Consider the following 15,795-nt stretch of genomic DNA (forward strand, 5'->3'; position numbering starts at 1 on the left):
AGGCAAAAAAAGCCCCGCCAAATGGGCGGGGTTGAGGTACGAGCGTGGCGCTCGGAAACGTGGAACGCAACGGGCCCTCCCGTGAAGGAGGGCCGGTCGGTGTTACAGCAGGATGGTGCGGATGTCCGCCAGCAGGTCGCTCAGACGCTTGGTGAAGCGTGCGGCAGCGGCGCCGTTGATCACACGGTGATCGTAGGACAGCGACAGTGGCAGCATCAGTTTCGGCTGGAAGGCTTTGCCGTCCCAGACTGGCTGGATGGTTGCCTTGGAAACACCGAGGATCGCCACTTCCGGCGCGTTGACGATCGGCGTGAAGCCGGTGCCGCCAATGTGGCCGAGGCTGGAAATGGTGAAGCAGGCGCCTTGCATGTCGTCAGCGGTGAGCTTCTTGTCGCGGGCTTTGGCAGCCAGAACCGCCGCTTCAGCCGCAAGCTGCAGCAGGCTTTTCTGGTCGACGTTCTTGATGACCGGTACCAGCAGGCCATCCGGGGTGTCGACCGCGAAGCCGATGTTCACGTACTTCTTGCGGATGATCGCCTTGCCGCTTGGTGCCAGCGAACTGTTGAAGTCCGGCAGTTCCTTGAGCAGGTGTGCGCAGGACTTGAGCAGCAGCGGCAGGATGGTCAGCTTGACGCCAGCCTTTTCTGCAACGGCTTTCTGAGCGACACGGAACGCTTCCAGCTCGGTGATATCCGCCGAGTCGAACTGAGTCACGTGCGGGATGTTCAACCAGCTGCGGTGCAGGCTCGACGCGCCGATTTGCATCAGGCGAGTCATCGGCACTTCTTCGATTTCGCCGAAGCGGCTGAAGTCCACGACCGGAATCGGCGGGATGCCCGCGCCACCGGTTGCACCAGCGGCGGCGGCCGGTGCTTCCTTGGCCTTCTGCATCATGGCTTTGACGTAAACCTGCACGTCTTCTTTCAGGATGCGACCGTGTGGACCGCTCGCGCCGACTGCGTTCAGCTCGACGCCGAATTCACGGGCCAGTTGGCGTACCGCCGGGCCTGCGTGAACCTTGGCGCCCGGCTTGGCCGGTGCAGCAGGTGCCGCAGCAGCGGCCGCCGGAGCGGCTTCAGCCTTGGCAGCAGCAGGTGCAGGTGCAGGTGCTGCTGCGGCTGGAGCCGGAGCAGCAGCCGGAGCAGCGCCTTTGACTTTCAGCTTCAGGATCAGGTCGCCGGTACCGACTTCGTCATCCAGCTTGATGGAAATGCTTTCCACCACACCAGCGGCAGGCGATGGAATTTCCATGCTCGCCTTGTCGGATTCCAGGGTGATCAGCGACTGGTCGGCTTCAACGGTGTCGCCGGCCTTGACCAGGACTTCGATGATCTTGGCCTTACCTGCCGAACCGATGTCCGGGACGTGAATGTCCTGAACACTGTCGGCAACCGGTGCCGCCGGGGCCGCAGCGGCAGGCGCCGGAGCAGCGGTAGCAGGCGCAGCGGCTTGAGCTGGCGCGGCCGCAGCCGGTGCCGCGGCACCTGCCACTTCCAGATCCAGAATCAGATCGCCGGTGCCGACTTCGTCGTTGAGCTTGACGCTGATGCTCTTGACTACGCCAGCGGCGGGCGAAGGGATTTCCATGCTGGCCTTGTCGGATTCCAGGGTGATCAGCGACTGATCAGCCTCGACGGTGTCGCCGACCTTGACCTGGATCTCGATGATCTGGGCCTTGCCCGACGAACCGATGTCCGGGACGTGCACTTGCTGAACCGAAGCGGCAGCAGGCGCAGCAGCTGGCGCTGGAGCTGGAGCAGCAGCGGCTGGGGCGGCCGCCGGTTTTGCTTCAGCCTTGGCAGCTGGCGCAGCGGCCGCCGCAGGGGCAGCAGCAGCTCCACCTTCGATTTCCAGCTCGAGCAGTTCGTCGCCTTCTTTCAGGCGGTCGCCCAGCTTCACTTTCAGGCTTTTGACGACGCCGGCCTTGGGAGCAGGAATCTCCATGCTCGCCTTGTCCGACTCAAGCGTCAGGATGCTCTGGTCAGCTTCGACACGGTCGCCGACCTTCACAAATATTTCGATTACTTCACCTTCACCGCTGCCGATGTCAGGTACGCGAATGAGTTCGCTCACAGAGTGTCTCCTCAGCAGTCCAGTGGGTTGCGTTTTTCCGGGTTGATCCCGAACTTGGCGATGGCTTCAGACACCACCTTGGGTTCGATATCACCACGGTCAGCCAAGGCTTCCAGGGCTGCCAACACCACGAAATGACGGTCGACTTCGAAGAAGTGACGCAGCTTCTTGCGGCTGTCACTGCGGCCGAAACCGTCGGTGCCCAGGACTTTGAATTCCTTGGACGGGACCCACTGACGAATTTGCTCAGCGAACAGCTTCATGTAGTCGGTGGAGGCGATGACCGGACCTTTACGGCCGTTCAGGCACTCTTCGACGTAGCTCAGTTTAGGCTTCTGGCCCGGGTGCAGGCGGTTGCTGCGCTCGACGGCCAGGCCATCGCGACGCAGTTCGTTGAAGCTGGTAACGCTCCAGACGTCAGCGCCGACGTTGAACTGTTCACGCAGAATCTTCGCCGCTTCACGGACTTCACGCAGGATGGTGCCGGAGCCCATCAGCTGAACGTGGTGCGCGGCTTCGCGGGTGTCTTCCTCGAGCAGGTACATGCCCTTGATGATGCCTTCCTCTACACCGGCCGGCATGGCTGGCTGCTGGTAAGACTCGTTCATCACGGTGATGTAGTAGAAGACGTCCTGCTGCTGTTCGGTCATCTTCTTCATGCCGTCTTGGATGATCACCGCCAGCTCGTAGCCGTAGGTTGGATCAAAGGTGCGGCAGTTCGGGATGGTGGCAGCCAGGATGTGGCTGTGACCGTCTTCGTGTTGCAGGCCTTCGCCGTTCAGCGTGGTTCTGCCTGCGGTACCGCCGATCAGGAAGCCACGGGTACGGCTGTCGCCAGCGGCCCAGGCGAGGTCGCCGATACGCTGGAAACCGAACATCGAATAGAAGATGTAGAACGGCAGCATTGGCTGGTTGTGGCTGGAGTACGAAGTACCGGCGGCGATGAAGGAGCTCATGGCGCCCGCTTCGTTGATGCCTTCTTCGAGGATCTGGCCCTTCTTGTCTTCCTTGTAGAACATCACCTGGTCTTTATCGACTGGCTCGTAGAGCTGGCCGACGGAGGAGTAGATGCCCAACTGACGGAACATGCCTTCCATGCCGAAGGTACGGGCTTCGTCCGGGATGATCGGGACGATGCGCGAACCGATTTCCTTGTCCTTGACCAGCTGCGCGAGGATCCGCACGAACGCCATGGTGGTGGAGATTTCACGGTCGCCCGAGCCGTCCAGGATAGCCTTGAGGGTATCGAGTGCCGGGGTCGGAATGTTGAAGCTCTTGGCGCGACGCTGTGGCACGAAACCGCCCAGGGCAGTGCGGCGCTCGCTCAGGTAGCGGGCTTCGGCGCTGTTCGGTTCCGGCTTGAAGAACGGCAGGTTTTCCAGTTCTTCGTCCTTGACCGGAATGTCGAAGCGATCGCGGAACAACTTCAGGCTGTCGACATCGACTTTCTTGGTGTTGTGCGCGGTGTTTTTCGCTTCGCCGGCACCGGTGCCATAACCCTTGATGGTCTTGGCCAGGATGACGGTCGGTTGTTCTTTGTGGTTGACCGCTTCGTGGTACGCCGCGTAGACCTTGTACGGGTCGTGGCCGCCACGGTTAAGCTTCCAGATCTCGTCGTCGGACAGATCAGCAACCATCGCCTTGAGTTCTGGCGAGTTGAAGAAGTGTTCACGCACGAACGCGCCGTCTTTGGCTTTGTAGTTCTGGTACTCGCCGTCGATGACTTCGTCCATGCGGCGTTGCAGGATACCGTCGACGTCTTTGGCCAGCAGTGGGTCCCAGAAACGGCCCCAGATGACTTTGGTCACGTTCCACTGAGCACCGCGGAACACGCCTTCGAGTTCCTGGATGATCTTGCCGTTGCCGCGAACCGGGCCATCGAGGCGCTGCAGGTTGCAGTTGATGACGAAGATCAGGTTATCGAGCTTCTCGCGGCCAGCCAGCGAGATCGCGCCCAGGGATTCCGGCTCGTCGCACTCGCCGTCGCCCAGGAAACACCAGACTTTCTGCTTGCCTTCAGGGATGAAGCCACGGGCTTCCAGGTACTTCATGAAGCGTGCCTGGTAGATCGCCTGGATCGGGCCCAGACCCATGGATACGGTCGGGAACTGCCAGAAGTCAGGCATCAGCCAAGGGTGCGGGTAGGACGACAGGCCCTGGCCGTCGACTTCCTGGCGGAAGTTGTTCATCTGGTCTTCGGTGATGCGGCCTTCCATGAACGCACGGGCGTAGACGCCTGGCGAGGTGTGGCCCTGGAAGTAGATCAGGTCGCCGCCGTGTTCGTCGGTCGGGGCCTGGAAGAAGTAGTTGAAGCCGATGTCATACAGGGTCGCACTGGAAGCGAAGCTGGAGATGTGACCACCCAGGTCAGAATCTTTCAGGTTCGTACGCATTACCATGGCCATCGCGTTCCAGCGTACCAACGAGCGAATGCGGCGTTCCATGAACAGGTCGCCAGGCATGCGTGCTTCGTGGGTAACGGGGATGGTGTTGCGGTACGGCGTGGTGATGGCGTAAGGCAACTGCGAACCGCTGCGGGTCGCGAGTTCACCCATACGGGTCATCAGATAGTGAGCACGGTCTTCGCCTTCTTTGTCGAGAACCGATTCCAGGGCGTCCAGCCATTCCTGGGTTTCGACGGGATCGAGGTCTTGCATGGCTTGCTCCAGGGCGGAAAGGCTTCCAGAATCGGTTGCCTGAGTTTGCGACTGGCCTTGTGGGCAGACGATATAAATTCTTGGATTGCCGAGAGGTTGTTCCGGCGGCGTGTAGTTTTACTACAAATCATCGGGCATTTCAGCCTTTCGAATGTATAGACGAGTAGTAAAACTACAGATGAGCGGCTTGTGGCCTCCAGCTGCGTTGTGAGAATAATCGTTAAGGTTGGTCTTTTGCCAACCGTAAAAGGTGAAAGCTTGATGCTGTCTGCCAAAAATATAGAAATTTCAGCTATTTCTAACCTTTGTTCGACAGTCGATCAGGTAGTGTGTTTTCGCAAATCACTACATGCAGCCCTCTACACGCCGATCAAGGATAGACCATGAGCCTCCCTGCGCTTGCCGAACTGCCCGCCATCCTCCTGCCGTTTGTCAGCCGCGCCGAGCAGTCGCTCCGTACGGCCGCGGCGGAGCTGGACGACGACCGGGGGCTGTCCGACTGGACGCCTGAACGCTGGGCCCAATTCGCCCGGGTCACCGCTGCCAGCGACTTCGTGATTGAACAGAGCGCGCGCGACCCTTCCATGTTGCTGGAGCTGGTGCAGTCCGGCGAACTGGACCGCCATTTTGCGCCCGGTGAGTTGTGCGGGCAGATTGCGGCAGCGGTGAGCGCGGTGGACACCGACGATGAACTCGGTCGCGCCCTGCGCCGCCAGCGTAATCGCCACCAGGTGCGAATCATCTGGCGCGACCTGACCCGTCAGGCCGATCTGGTCCAGACCTGCCGCGACCTCTCGGACATGGCCGATGCCAGCATCGATCAGGCCTATCAGTGGTTGTACTCGCGGCATTGTCAGCAATTCGGCGTGCCGACCGGCCGACGCAGTGGCGAACCACAACAGATGGTCATCCTCGGCATGGGCAAGCTCGGCGCGGTGGAGCTCAACCTGTCGTCGGACATCGACCTGATCTTTGCCTACCCCGAGGGTGGAGAAACCGTCGGTGTGAAGCGATCGCTGGATAACCAGGAATTTTTCATTCGCCTCGGCCAGCGTCTGATCAAGGCGCTGGACCCGATGACGGTCGATGGCTTCGTGTTCCGTGTCGACATGCGCCTGCGGCCCTACGGCTCGGCGGGCGCATTGGTGCTGAGTTTCAACGCGCTGGAGCAGTATTACCAGGACCAGGGCCGCGACTGGGAGCGCTATGCCATGATCAAGGCGCGGGTGGTGGCCGGCGATCAAGTGGCCGGCGCGCAGTTGCTCGACCTGTTGCGGCCGTTCGTCTACCGGCGTTATCTGGACTTTTCGGCCATCGAAGCGCTGCGCACCATGAAGCAGCTGATCCAGCAGGAAGTCCGGCGCAAGGGCATGGCCGACAATATCAAGCTCGGCTCCGGCGGGATCCGGGAAGTCGAGTTTATCGCCCAGGCCTTTCAGCTGATTCACGGTGGTCGCGACCTGAGCCTGCAGCAACGTCCTCTGTTGAAGGTACTGAGCACGCTGCAAGACCAGGGTTACCTGCCGCCGGCGGTGATCAGCGAACTGCGCGAAGGTTACGAATTCCTGCGTTACACCGAGCACGCCATCCAGGCGATTGCCGACCGCCAGACCCAGATGCTGCCGGACGGCGCGCAAGACCAGGCGCGCATTGCGTTTATGCTGGGCTTCGCCGATTGGCCAGCTTTCCATGAGCAGCTCATGTATTGGCGCGGCCGGGTGGCATGGCACTTCGGCCAGGTGATCGCCGACCCCGACGAAGAAGAAGGCAGCGAAAGCGAAGTGGTGGTCGGCGGTGAATGGCTGCCGCTGTGGGAAGAAGCCCAGAACGAAGAAGCGGCATGCCGTCAATTGGAAGAGGGCGGTTTCACCAATGCCGCCAAGGCGCTGAAAGCCTTGGCCAGCCTGCGCGGCAGCCCGCAGTTGCGCGCCATGCAGCGCCTGGGGCGCGAGCGCCTGGATGCCTTCATCCCGCGATTGCTGGCTCAAGCCGTGGAGCACGCCAACCCCGACCTGGTGTTGGAACGGGTGCTGCCATTGGTTGAAGCCGTGGCCCGCCGTTCTGCGTACCTGGTGTTGCTGACCGAGAACCCCGGCGCGCTGCGACGCTTGCTGACCCTGTGCGCCGCGAGCCCGTGGATCGCCGAACAAATCACGCGCTTCCCGCTGCTGCTCGATGAATTACTCAATGAAGGCCGGCTGTTCAAGCCGCCCTTGGCGCCGGAACTGGCCGCCGAGTTGCGCGAGCGCCTGACGCGGATTCCCGAGGACGACCTCGAACAGCAGATGGAGGCCCTGCGGCATTTCAAACTGGCGCACCGCTTGCGGGTGGCGGCCTCGGAAATCGCCGGCAGCCTGCCATTGATGAAAGTCAGCGATTACCTGACCTGGCTCGCCGAAGCGATTCTCGAACAGGTATTGGCCCTGGCCTGGCGCCAGACCGTGGCCAAGTACGGCACGCCACTGCGCACCGACGGCACGGTGTGCGATCCCGGCTTTATCATTGTCGGTTACGGGAAAGTCGGTGGGCTGGAATTGGGGCATGGTTCGGACCTGGACCTGGTGTTTATCCACGACGGTGATCCGCAGGCGGAAACCGACGGGCCCAAGCCTATCGATGGCGCCCAGTTCTTCACTCGGCTCGGGCAGCGGATCATTCACTTGCTGACGACCCAGACCAACTCCGGTCAGCTCTACGAAGTGGATATGCGCCTGCGTCCGTCCGGTGCTTCGGGGTTGTTGGTGAGTTCCCTGGGGGCGTTTGCCCGCTATCAGGAAAACGAAGCCTGGACCTGGGAACACCAGGCATTGGTGCGGGCGCGGGTACTGGTGGGCAGTGAGGATGTCGGCCAGGCGTTCGAGAAAGTCCGTGCCGCGGTGTTGGGCAAATCACGAGACCTGGCGACCTTGCGTCAAGAGGTCAGCGAGATGCGCGCCAAGATGCGCGATAACCTCGGTAGCAAGAGCACTGCGGCAGGCACCGGGGCAAATGCCTTCGAGGCCACGGCGCCATTCGATCTCAAGCAGGACGCCGGAGGTATCGTCGATATTGAATTTATGGTGCAATACGCGGCTCTGGCATGGTCGCAAACGCACCCGTCATTGCTGCGCTGGACCGATAACATCCGCATTCTGGAGGGGTTGGAGGAGGAAGGGTTGATGCCCGCCGAAGACGCCAGCCTGTTGCGTGAGGCCTATAAAGCCTACCGCTCCGCCGCCCACCGGCAGGCCTTGCAGAAGGACCCCGGGGTGATTCCCGGCGATCAGTTCGCGGACGAACGACGGCAGGTATTGCGGATCTGGCGCGAGTTGGGACTAAGCTGATTCTCGAACGGGGAGGCGTATGCCTCCCCGGTTCGTTTATGGAAACCACATGAAAATTCTGATCGTTGGGCCCAGTTGGGTCGGTGACATGGTGATGGCGCAGACACTTTTTCAGTGTCTCAAGCAACGACACCCGCACTGCGAAATCGACGTGCTGGCCCCCGAGTGGAGCCGGCCGATTCTCGAGCGCATGCCCGAAGTGCGCCAGGCCTTGAGCTTTCCGCTCGGCCACGGTGTCCTGGAACTGGCGACCCGTCGACGCATCGGCAAATCCCTGGCCGGCCAGTATGACCAGGCGATCCTGTTGCCCAATTCCCTGAAGTCGGCGCTGGTGCCGTTCTTCGCCGGCATCCCGAAACGCACCGGCTGGCGTGGCGAGTTCCGTTATGGCCTGCTCAATGACGTGCGCACGCTGGACAAAGAACGTTACCCGCTGATGATCGAGCGCTTCATGGCCCTGGCTTACGAGCCCGGCCTTGAGCTGCCCAAGCCCTATCCACGACCGAGCCTGCAAATCGATCCGGTCAGCCGGGAAGCGGCACTGGCCAAGTTCGGCCTGACCCTCGACCGTCCGGTGTTGGCGCTGTGCCCCGGTGCCGAGTTCGGCGAATCCAAGCGCTGGCCTTCCGAGCACTACGCCAAGGTCGCCGAAGCGAAAATTCGTGAAGGCTGGCAGGTCTGGCTGTTCGGTTCGAAGAACGATCATGCCGTCGGTGAAGACATCCGGTCGCGGCTGATTCCCGGCTTGCGTGAAGAGTCGGTGAACCTCAGTGGCGACACGTCGCTGGCCGAAGCCATCGACCTGATGTCCTGCGCCGACTCGGTAGTCTCCAATGACTCCGGCCTGATGCATGTCGCTGCCGCGCTGAATCGCCCGTTGGTGGCGGTCTACGGCTCGACCTCGCCAAGCTTCACGCCGCCATTGGCCGAACACGTCGAGATCGTGCGCCTGGGCATCGAATGCAGTCCGTGCTTCGATCGCACGTGCCGCTTCGGCCATTACAACTGCCTGCGCCAGCTCATGCCGCAAGCGGTGAACGAAGCCTTGCAGCGGTTGCAGGGCACTGTGGTCGAGGTCAAATAATTTGCGGGTTCTGTTGATCAAGACGTCTTCGCTGGGCGACGTGATTCATGCGTTGCCAGCGCTGACCGACGCGGCGCGAGCGATCCCCGGCATCCAGTTCGACTGGGTGGTGGAAGAGGGTTTTGCCGAAATTCCGACCTGGCACCCGGCCGTGGGCAAGGTGATTCCAGTGGCGATTCGTCGCTGGCGCAAGAATATCTGGCAGACCATCAAGAGTGGCGAGTGGAAGCGCTTCAAGCAAAGCGTTCGCGCCACGCAATATGACTTGGTGATCGATGCCCAGGGCCTGCTGAAAAGCGCGTTGCTGACACGGTACGTCAAAGCCCCGGTGGCCGGGCTGGACAAGCATTCGGCGCGCGAGCCGATCGCCGCGCGTTTTTATTCCCGGTGTCTGTCCGTGGCCCGGGGGCAACACGCGGTGGAGCGGGTGCGTCAGTTATTCGCCGTGGCGTTGGGTTACGACTTGCCCAAAGGTCTGGGCGACTACGGCCTGAATGTCGACCGACTGGTGGAATTGCCGCGCAAGAATCCTTACGTGGTGTTCCTGCACGGCACCACCTGGGACACCAAGCACTGGCCTGAAGCCTACTGGCGTGAGCTGGCCGAGCGTGTCGGCTACCTCGGCGTGGCGGTGAAACTGCCTTGGGGCAATGCGCTGGAGAAGGCCCGTGCCGAGCGCATCGCCAAAGACATGAAACACGTCGAAGTGCTGCCCAAGCTGAACCTGGCGGGTGTCGGCAAGGTGCTGGCCGGTGCACAAGCCTGCGTCGCGGTGGACACCGGTCTCGGGCACCTCGCCGCGGCGCTGGATGTGCCGACGCTGTCGTTGTTCGGTCCGACCAATCCGGGTCTGACCGGCGCCTATGGCAAGTCGCAGATTCACCTGGCGAGCGACTTCCCTTGCGCGCCGTGTCTGCAAAAGAGATGCACCTATCAACCGACGGCGGAAGATCTGCGCCGGTTTGACCTGAAACGCGAGTGGCCCCTGTGCTTCACGCGTCTGAACCCCGAGCGTGTCGCGAGCCGATTGAGCACGTTGTTACTGGCTGAGGAGCTGCGCTGATGCAATTGGCATTTGTCTTGTACAAGTACTTTCCCTTTGGTGGCTTGCAGCGTGATTTCATGCGCATCGCCCTGGAATGCCAGCAGCGAGGCCATCAGATTCGCGTCTACACGCTGATCTGGGAAGGCGACATTCCACCGGGCTTCGAAGTGCTGGTGGCGCCGGTCAAGGCGTTGTTCAACCATCGGCGCAATGAAAAGCTCAGCGAGTGGATGCAAGCGGATCTGGCCAAGCGTCCGGTAGACCGCTTGATCGGTTTCAACAAGATGCCGGGCCTGGACGTTTACTACGCCGCTGACGGTTGCTTCGAAGACAAGGCGCAGAATCTGCGCAACTCGCTGTACCGTCGTTGGGGGCGCTACCGGCACTTCGCCGAGTACGAGCGCGCCGTGTTCGCCAAGGACGCCAAGACCGAAGTGCTGATGATCTCCGAAGTCCAGCAGCCGCTGTTCATCAAGCATTACGACACGCCGCTGGAACGTTTTCATTTACTGCCGCCGGGTATCTCTCAGGACCGACGCGCGCCGGCCAATGCCACCGAAATCCGTGCCGGTTTCCGTCGCGAATTCAACCTGAAGGACGATGAGCTGTTGCTGGTGCAGATCGGCTCCGGGTTCAAGACCAAGGGCGTGGATCGCAGCCTCAAGGCGCTGGCCGCCTTGCCCGCCGATCTGAAGAAACGCACCCGGCTGTTTGTAATTGGCCAGGACGACCCCAAATTATTCCAGATGCAGAGCGCCGCATTGGGGCTTGGCGACAACGTGACGTTCCTCAAGGGCCGCAGCGATATCCCGCGTTTCCTGCTCGGTGCCGACCTGTTGATTCACCCGGCGTATAACGAAAACACCGGGACCGTGTTGCTCGAAGCCCTGGTGGCCGGGTTGCCGGTGCTGGTGAGTGCGGTGTGTGGTTATGCCCATTACATCGCCGAGGCCGACGCCGGCCTGGTGCTGGACGAACCTTTCGATCAGGCACAGCTGACCCGCTACCTGACCGGTATGTTGAACGATGCTCAAGCACGGGCGGCCTGGAGTCGCAACGGTCTGGCCTTCGCCGAGACGGCCGACCTCTATAGCATGCCGCAGCACGCGGCCGATGTGATTCTGGCGGAGCACGCGCAATGAAGTTGATGCTGGCTGAACCGTTCAAGAGCCTATGGGCCGGACGCGACCCGTTCGCCGAAGTCGAGAAGCTCGAGGGCGAGGTGTACCGCGAGCTTGAAGCACGCCGGACCCTGCGTACCGTGGTGGATGGCAAAGGATTTTTCGTGAAGATCCACCGGGGCATCGGCTGGGGCGAGATCGTCAAGAATCTGATCACCGCCAAGCTGCCGGTACTCGGTGCCGGCCAGGAGTGGAAGGCCATTCAACGCCTGCAGGAAGTCGGCGTGCCGACCATGACCGCTGTCGCTTACGGCGAGAAGGGCAGCAACCCGGCGGATCAGCACTCGTTCATCATTACCGAAGAACTGGCACCCACCGTCAGCCTCGAAGATTTCAGCATCAATTGGGTCAAGCAGCCGCCGTTGCCCAAGCTCAAGCATGCGCTGATCGCTGAAGTCGCGCGCATGACCGGCATGATGCATCGCGCCGGCGTCAATCACCGCGACTGTTACATCTGCCACTTCCTGCTGCACACCGACAGACCGGTCACGGCTGAAGACTTGAAGCTGTCGATAATCGACCTGCACCGCGCCCACACCCGCCCGACGATTACCCAGCGCTGGCGTAACAAGGACCTGGCGGCGCTGTATTTTTCGGCGCTGGACATCGGCCTGACCCGTCGCGACAAACTGCGTTTCCTCAAGGGTTATTTCCAGCAGCCCCTGCGCCAGATCCTTGGCGAAGAGAATGGGTTGCTCAGCTGGCTCGAAGGCAAGGCCAACAAGCTCTATGAGCGTAAACAGCGATACGGGGACGCGCTCTGATGTCGGGTTGGAAACTGGAACCTGCTTACAGCGATCTGGCAGAAGATTTCGGCAGCCTCGAGGCGGTGTTTGCGCTTGAGGGTGAGCGTTTGACCCACGACCCGTTGTCCGAGGTCATTCGCGTCAAGCGCAATGGCGTCAACTATTACGTCAAGCGCTACGTCGGTGCGGGCAAAGGTCTGCGTCGTTACCTGGGCAAACCCCGGGTCAAAGCCGAGTGGCAGAACCTCAAGCGCTTCGCCAAATGGGGCATTCCCACGGCCGAGGTGGTGGCCTGGGGCCTGGAGCGGCGCGGTGCGGCTTATGATCGCGGTGCGATGATCACCCGTGAGCTGCCCAATACCGAAGATCTATCCGTCCTGGCGGAACGGCATGATCCGAAGCTGGCGGACCGCGCCTGGGTCGACACCGTCAGTCGACAGCTGGCCGCCTACACCCGGACCATGCACGATCATCGCTTCACCCATAACGATTTGAAGTGGCGCAACCTGTTGGTCGACGACCAGCCCCGGCTGTTTCTGATCGACTGCCCCAACGGCGATTTCTGGCGCGGCTTCTGGCTCAAATACCGCATCACCAAGGATCTGGCCTGCCTGGACAAGGTGGCCAAGTATCAACTGTCGGCCACCCAGCGCCTGCGCTTTTACCTGCAATACCGCCAACGGCCCCGGCTCGATGCCGCCGACAAAAAACGGATCCGCCACGTGGTGAGATTTTTCGAGGGGCGCGAATGACTGATTTTATCGCCGCTGAAGACCGGGCGCTGCTCGCGCGGCACGGCCTCGACACCTTCGATGCACTCTGGGCCAGGCAACTCGAGGCTGTGGATGAGCCCAACACCGCGCGCGGTGGCTGGAGCAGCGTGTATCGGCTGGATCTGGAAGGTCATGGCTACTACCTCAAGCGTCAGAGCAACTATCAGATGCGCACCTTGCATGCCCCGTTTGGCGAGCCGAGTTTTGCCCGTGAATTTCGCAACATCAGCCGCTATGAGCGCTTTGGGATTCCCGCATTGAAGGCGGCGTTTTTCGGTGAGCGCAAAGTCGACGGCGAGGTTCGGGCGATTCTGTTGACCCGTGCCCTCGACGGCTGGGATGACCTGGATTCGCTGTTGCAGCGTTGGTCGCAGTTGAGCGCGGCGCAGCACTCGATGATTCTGCAGGCCTGTGGGCAATTGGCCCGACGCCTGCATGGCGCGCGCCAGGTTCATGGCTGCTTCTACCCCAAGCATATTTTTCTCCAGGCCACCGGCGACGGTTATCAGGCCCAACTGATCGACCTGGAAAAGACCCGGCCGCTACTGTTCGGTTCGCGTGACCGGGCCAAAGACCTGGAGCCGTTGCTGCGCCGGGCGCCGGAGTGGAACGAAGCGCAGTTGCGCGAGTTGCTGGCTGCCTATCTGGATCAATCCCGGGACAGCACGCTGATCGACAGCTGGCTCGCGCGACTGACCGCGCGGCGCAGCCATAAGGAGACCCGCTGATGCGTTTGTCCGAGCTGAAAAAGGCTGGCCGCAGCCCTGGCCTGCCATTGAGCATTCCACTGGCCGATGCCGCCGGCCCTGCCGAGTTGCAGCTACTGAGCTTGTTGCGGGTCTTGCCCGGGCAGCGTTATGTCGGCGCCGGTGTCTGGCGCGGTCGACCGGTACTGGCCAAATTGTTGGTCGGTAGCAAGGCGGCGCGGCACTTTCAGCGTGAACTGGATGGCGTGCGTTTGCTCGCCGCCCAGGGCCTGACCACGCCGCAGCTGTTGGCCGACGGCCTGAAAGAAGGCGAGGGCGGTTGGCTGCTGTTTGATTATCTTGAAGGCGCCGAGAGCCTGGGGGAGGCCTGGAAGCAGGTCGAACAGTTACCCCTGTTGGCGGATGAGCAATCGGCGGTCCTGGCCGATGCGCTGGGCGCGATTGGTCAGCTGCACCGCAAAGGCCTGTGGCAGGAAGACCTGCATCTGGACAATCTGCTGCGCCAGAGCGGCCGGCTGTATTTGATCGATGGCGCGGGCATCCGTGTCGAGACGGCCGGCAAACCGCTGTCGCGCCAGAAAGTGTTGGAAAACCTCGGGGTGTTTTTTGCCCAGTTGCCCAAGTCGCTGGAGCCCTTCACCGAAGAATTGCTGGTGTATTACCTGCTGAGCAACGGCGAGCATGCCTTGCCCATGGAAGCCTTGCAGCAACAGATCGACAAGGTTCGACGCTGGCGCCTCAAGGATTTTCTGATCAAGGTCGGTCGCGAATGCACGCTGTTCAGTGTCCAGCGCGGGGCGTTCGGTTTGCGGGCGATTCGCCGCGAGGAAGAGGCGGCGATGCTGCCGGTGCTGGAGCAGGCCGACGCGTTGCTCGATCAGGGCCACCTGTACAAGACCGGCGGTGCGGCGAGCGTCGGCAAGGTCGAGGTGGCTGGCCGTACGCTGGTGATCAAACGCTACAACATCAAAGGGTTTGCCCACTGGCTCAAACGCTTCTGGCGTCCGAGCCGTGCCTGGCACTCCTGGCGCGAAGGTAATCGGTTGGCGTTTCTCGGTATCGCCACGCCCAAGCCCCTGGCGTTGCTGGAGAAGCGTTTTCTGTGGCTGCGCAGTCGGGCTTATCTGATCACCGAGCATCTGTCGGGGCCGGACATCATTGAGCGCTTTGCGCCGTACGTTGAAAGTGGTGACGCGCCCGAGGCTGAGTTGGTTGCGCTGGATCATTTGTTTGCGCAGTTGATTCGCGAGCGGATCAGCCATGGGGACTTCAAGGGGCATAACCTGTTCTGGCAGGAGGATCGCTGGGCGCTGATCGACCTGGATTCGATGTGTCAGCATGGCTCTGTGGGCAGCTTCGCCCCGGCGTATGCGCGGGATCGGGCAAGGTTCATGCGTAACTGGCCGGAGGGCAGTGCGCTTTATCAAGTCATTGATCAGCGTCTGCCCAGGGAAATCTCCAGCGCTGCCTGAATCGCCATCGCGGGCAAGCCCGCTCCCACAGGTATTGTGAGTGACGCAGGATTTGAGCAAGACGCGGACACTGTGGGAGCGGGCTTGTCGGATCGCCGCACCGCCGCGATGGCGCCAGATCGGTCCCCCGAGATCTAGAAGACAAGTTCTTATGAAATGTCCTACATGATCTGCAGACCCCGTGAACTATGCCCTGAATAGTCACGATGCTAGCTTGCCTGATGTTCTTGGAGGCAGGTCGTGACTATAAAAAAGATTGTTGTAATCGGTGCTTTCTCACTGATTTTATCCGGCTGCGGGACCGCCGTTACGGTACTGCAGGATGACGCCGAAACGGCAAAGGATCTGCGGCAGAGGCAGACCTACTGTCAATCCATCCCTCGTGCCTACAGCGGTCTGGCCTACGATTTCTGCATACTCAACTCGCCGCCCAGTCAGACGGCAGGTGGAGCACAAGTGGGCTTTATTCCACTGATTTTTTTCGACCTCGTCGCCTCCGGGTTGCTGGACACGGTCCTCCTGCCTTACACAATTTATCGCCAGAGCGAGGACGGGAGCCTCTGGATCAAGTGAAGGCACCGCAATGCGATGCGTTCTGTCGCGACAGACCGGTGTAAACAACCGCAGGGTCATTCCCGCCATGTTTACGCTATAATCCCGCCCTTTAGCTGTCTCTCGCCCCTTGCGAGGGGCACATCAATTTTCGAGGCGCGTTGCGCCTGCATGCAGACTAA

At 61.2% G+C, this 15,795-nt stretch carries 11 protein-coding genes; 9 read left to right on the top strand and 2 right to left on the bottom strand.

The window, feature by feature from the left end; genetic code table 11:
* Positions 1-102 precede the first annotated feature (102 nt).
* Positions 103-2,073, bottom strand: a complete 1,971-nt coding sequence (aceF, locus tag ACA062_RS02120) for a dihydrolipoyllysine-residue acetyltransferase (protein ID WP_497455017.1) — start codon at positions 2,071-2,073, stop codon at positions 103-105.
* Between the two features lie 11 nt (positions 2,074-2,084).
* A complete protein-coding gene (aceE, locus tag ACA062_RS02125; protein ID WP_497455018.1) occupies positions 2,085-4,730 on the bottom strand; it encodes a pyruvate dehydrogenase (acetyl-transferring), homodimeric type in 2,646 nt (881 codons plus the stop codon).
* Positions 4,731-5,113: 383 nt separating this feature from the next.
* Between aceE and glnE the strand changes: the two genes are divergently transcribed.
* The 9 genes from glnE to ACA062_RS02170 all read left to right on the top strand — a co-directional run bounded on the left by glnE (position 5,114) and on the right by ACA062_RS02170 (position 15,634).
* Complete coding sequence (glnE, locus tag ACA062_RS02130) at positions 5,114-8,053, top strand: bifunctional [glutamate--ammonia ligase]-adenylyl-L-tyrosine phosphorylase/[glutamate--ammonia-ligase] adenylyltransferase (RefSeq protein ID WP_497455019.1); 2,940 nt, start codon at positions 5,114-5,116, stop codon at positions 8,051-8,053.
* A gap of 49 nt (positions 8,054-8,102) precedes the next feature.
* Positions 8,103-9,137 (top strand): lipopolysaccharide heptosyltransferase II, encoded by a 1,035-nt coding sequence (gene waaF / locus ACA062_RS02135; RefSeq protein WP_497455020.1) that lies wholly within the window; start codon positions 8,103-8,105, stop codon positions 9,135-9,137.
* A 1-nt stretch (position 9,138) separates the two neighbouring features.
* On the top strand, positions 9,139-10,200 hold the full coding sequence (gene waaC / locus ACA062_RS02140; protein ID WP_497455021.1) for a lipopolysaccharide heptosyltransferase I: 1,062 nt from the start codon (positions 9,139-9,141) through the stop codon (positions 10,198-10,200).
* On the top strand, positions 10,200-11,324 hold the full coding sequence (locus ACA062_RS02145; protein ID WP_497455022.1) for a glycosyltransferase family 4 protein: 1,125 nt from the start codon (positions 10,200-10,202) through the stop codon (positions 11,322-11,324). Before waaC ends, ACA062_RS02145 begins: the two co-directional genes overlap by 1 nt.
* On the top strand, positions 11,321-12,127 hold the full coding sequence (gene rfaP, locus ACA062_RS02150; protein ID WP_497455023.1) for a lipopolysaccharide core heptose(I) kinase RfaP: 807 nt from the start codon (positions 11,321-11,323) through the stop codon (positions 12,125-12,127). The genes ACA062_RS02145 and rfaP overlap by 4 nt, the downstream gene beginning before the upstream one ends.
* On the top strand, positions 12,127-12,861 hold the full coding sequence (locus tag ACA062_RS02155) for a lipopolysaccharide kinase InaA family protein (protein WP_497455024.1): 735 nt from the start codon (positions 12,127-12,129) through the stop codon (positions 12,859-12,861). The genes rfaP and ACA062_RS02155 overlap by 1 nt, the downstream gene beginning before the upstream one ends.
* Entirely contained in the window at positions 12,858-13,610 is a 753-nt protein-coding gene (locus ACA062_RS02160; protein ID WP_497455025.1) for a lipopolysaccharide kinase InaA family protein, read from the top strand. Before ACA062_RS02155 ends, ACA062_RS02160 begins: the two co-directional genes overlap by 4 nt.
* The gene (locus ACA062_RS02165) at positions 13,610-15,061 is read left to right on the top strand and encodes a lipopolysaccharide kinase InaA family protein (RefSeq protein ID WP_497455026.1); all 1,452 of its coding nucleotides are present in this window, start codon (positions 13,610-13,612) and stop codon (positions 15,059-15,061) included. The genes ACA062_RS02160 and ACA062_RS02165 overlap by 1 nt, the downstream gene beginning before the upstream one ends.
* Positions 15,062-15,301: 240 nt before the next feature.
* Positions 15,302-15,634 carry a YceK/YidQ family lipoprotein gene (locus ACA062_RS02170; RefSeq protein ID WP_497455027.1) on the top strand — a complete coding sequence of 111 codons (333 nt, stop codon included), beginning with the start codon at positions 15,302-15,304 and terminating at the stop codon, positions 15,632-15,634.
* Positions 15,635-15,795: the final 161 nt, after the last annotated feature.

Source organism: Pseudomonas sp. LBUM1679 (assembly GCF_059695565.1).

Excerpts from the sequence above, each read along its gene's own strand:
- ACA062_RS02165 (WP_497455026.1), top strand. The coding sequence starts at position 13,610 with ATGCGTTTGTCCGAGCTGAAAAAGGCTGGCCGCAGCCCTGGCCTGCCA.
- aceE (WP_497455018.1), bottom strand. The coding sequence starts at position 4,730 with ATGCAAGACCTCGATCCCGTCGAAACCCAGGAATGGCTGGACGCCCTG.
- ACA062_RS02160 (WP_497455025.1), top strand. The coding sequence starts at position 12,858 with ATGACTGATTTTATCGCCGCTGAAGACCGGGCGCTGCTCGCGCGGCAC.
- glnE (WP_497455019.1), top strand. The coding sequence starts at position 5,114 with ATGAGCCTCCCTGCGCTTGCCGAACTGCCCGCCATCCTCCTGCCGTTT.
- waaF (WP_497455020.1), top strand. The coding sequence starts at position 8,103 with ATGAAAATTCTGATCGTTGGGCCCAGTTGGGTCGGTGACATGGTGATG.
- ACA062_RS02145 (WP_497455022.1), top strand. The coding sequence starts at position 10,200 with ATGCAATTGGCATTTGTCTTGTACAAGTACTTTCCCTTTGGTGGCTTG.
- rfaP (WP_497455023.1), top strand. The coding sequence starts at position 11,321 with ATGAAGTTGATGCTGGCTGAACCGTTCAAGAGCCTATGGGCCGGACGC.
- ACA062_RS02155 (WP_497455024.1), top strand. The coding sequence starts at position 12,127 with ATGTCGGGTTGGAAACTGGAACCTGCTTACAGCGATCTGGCAGAAGAT.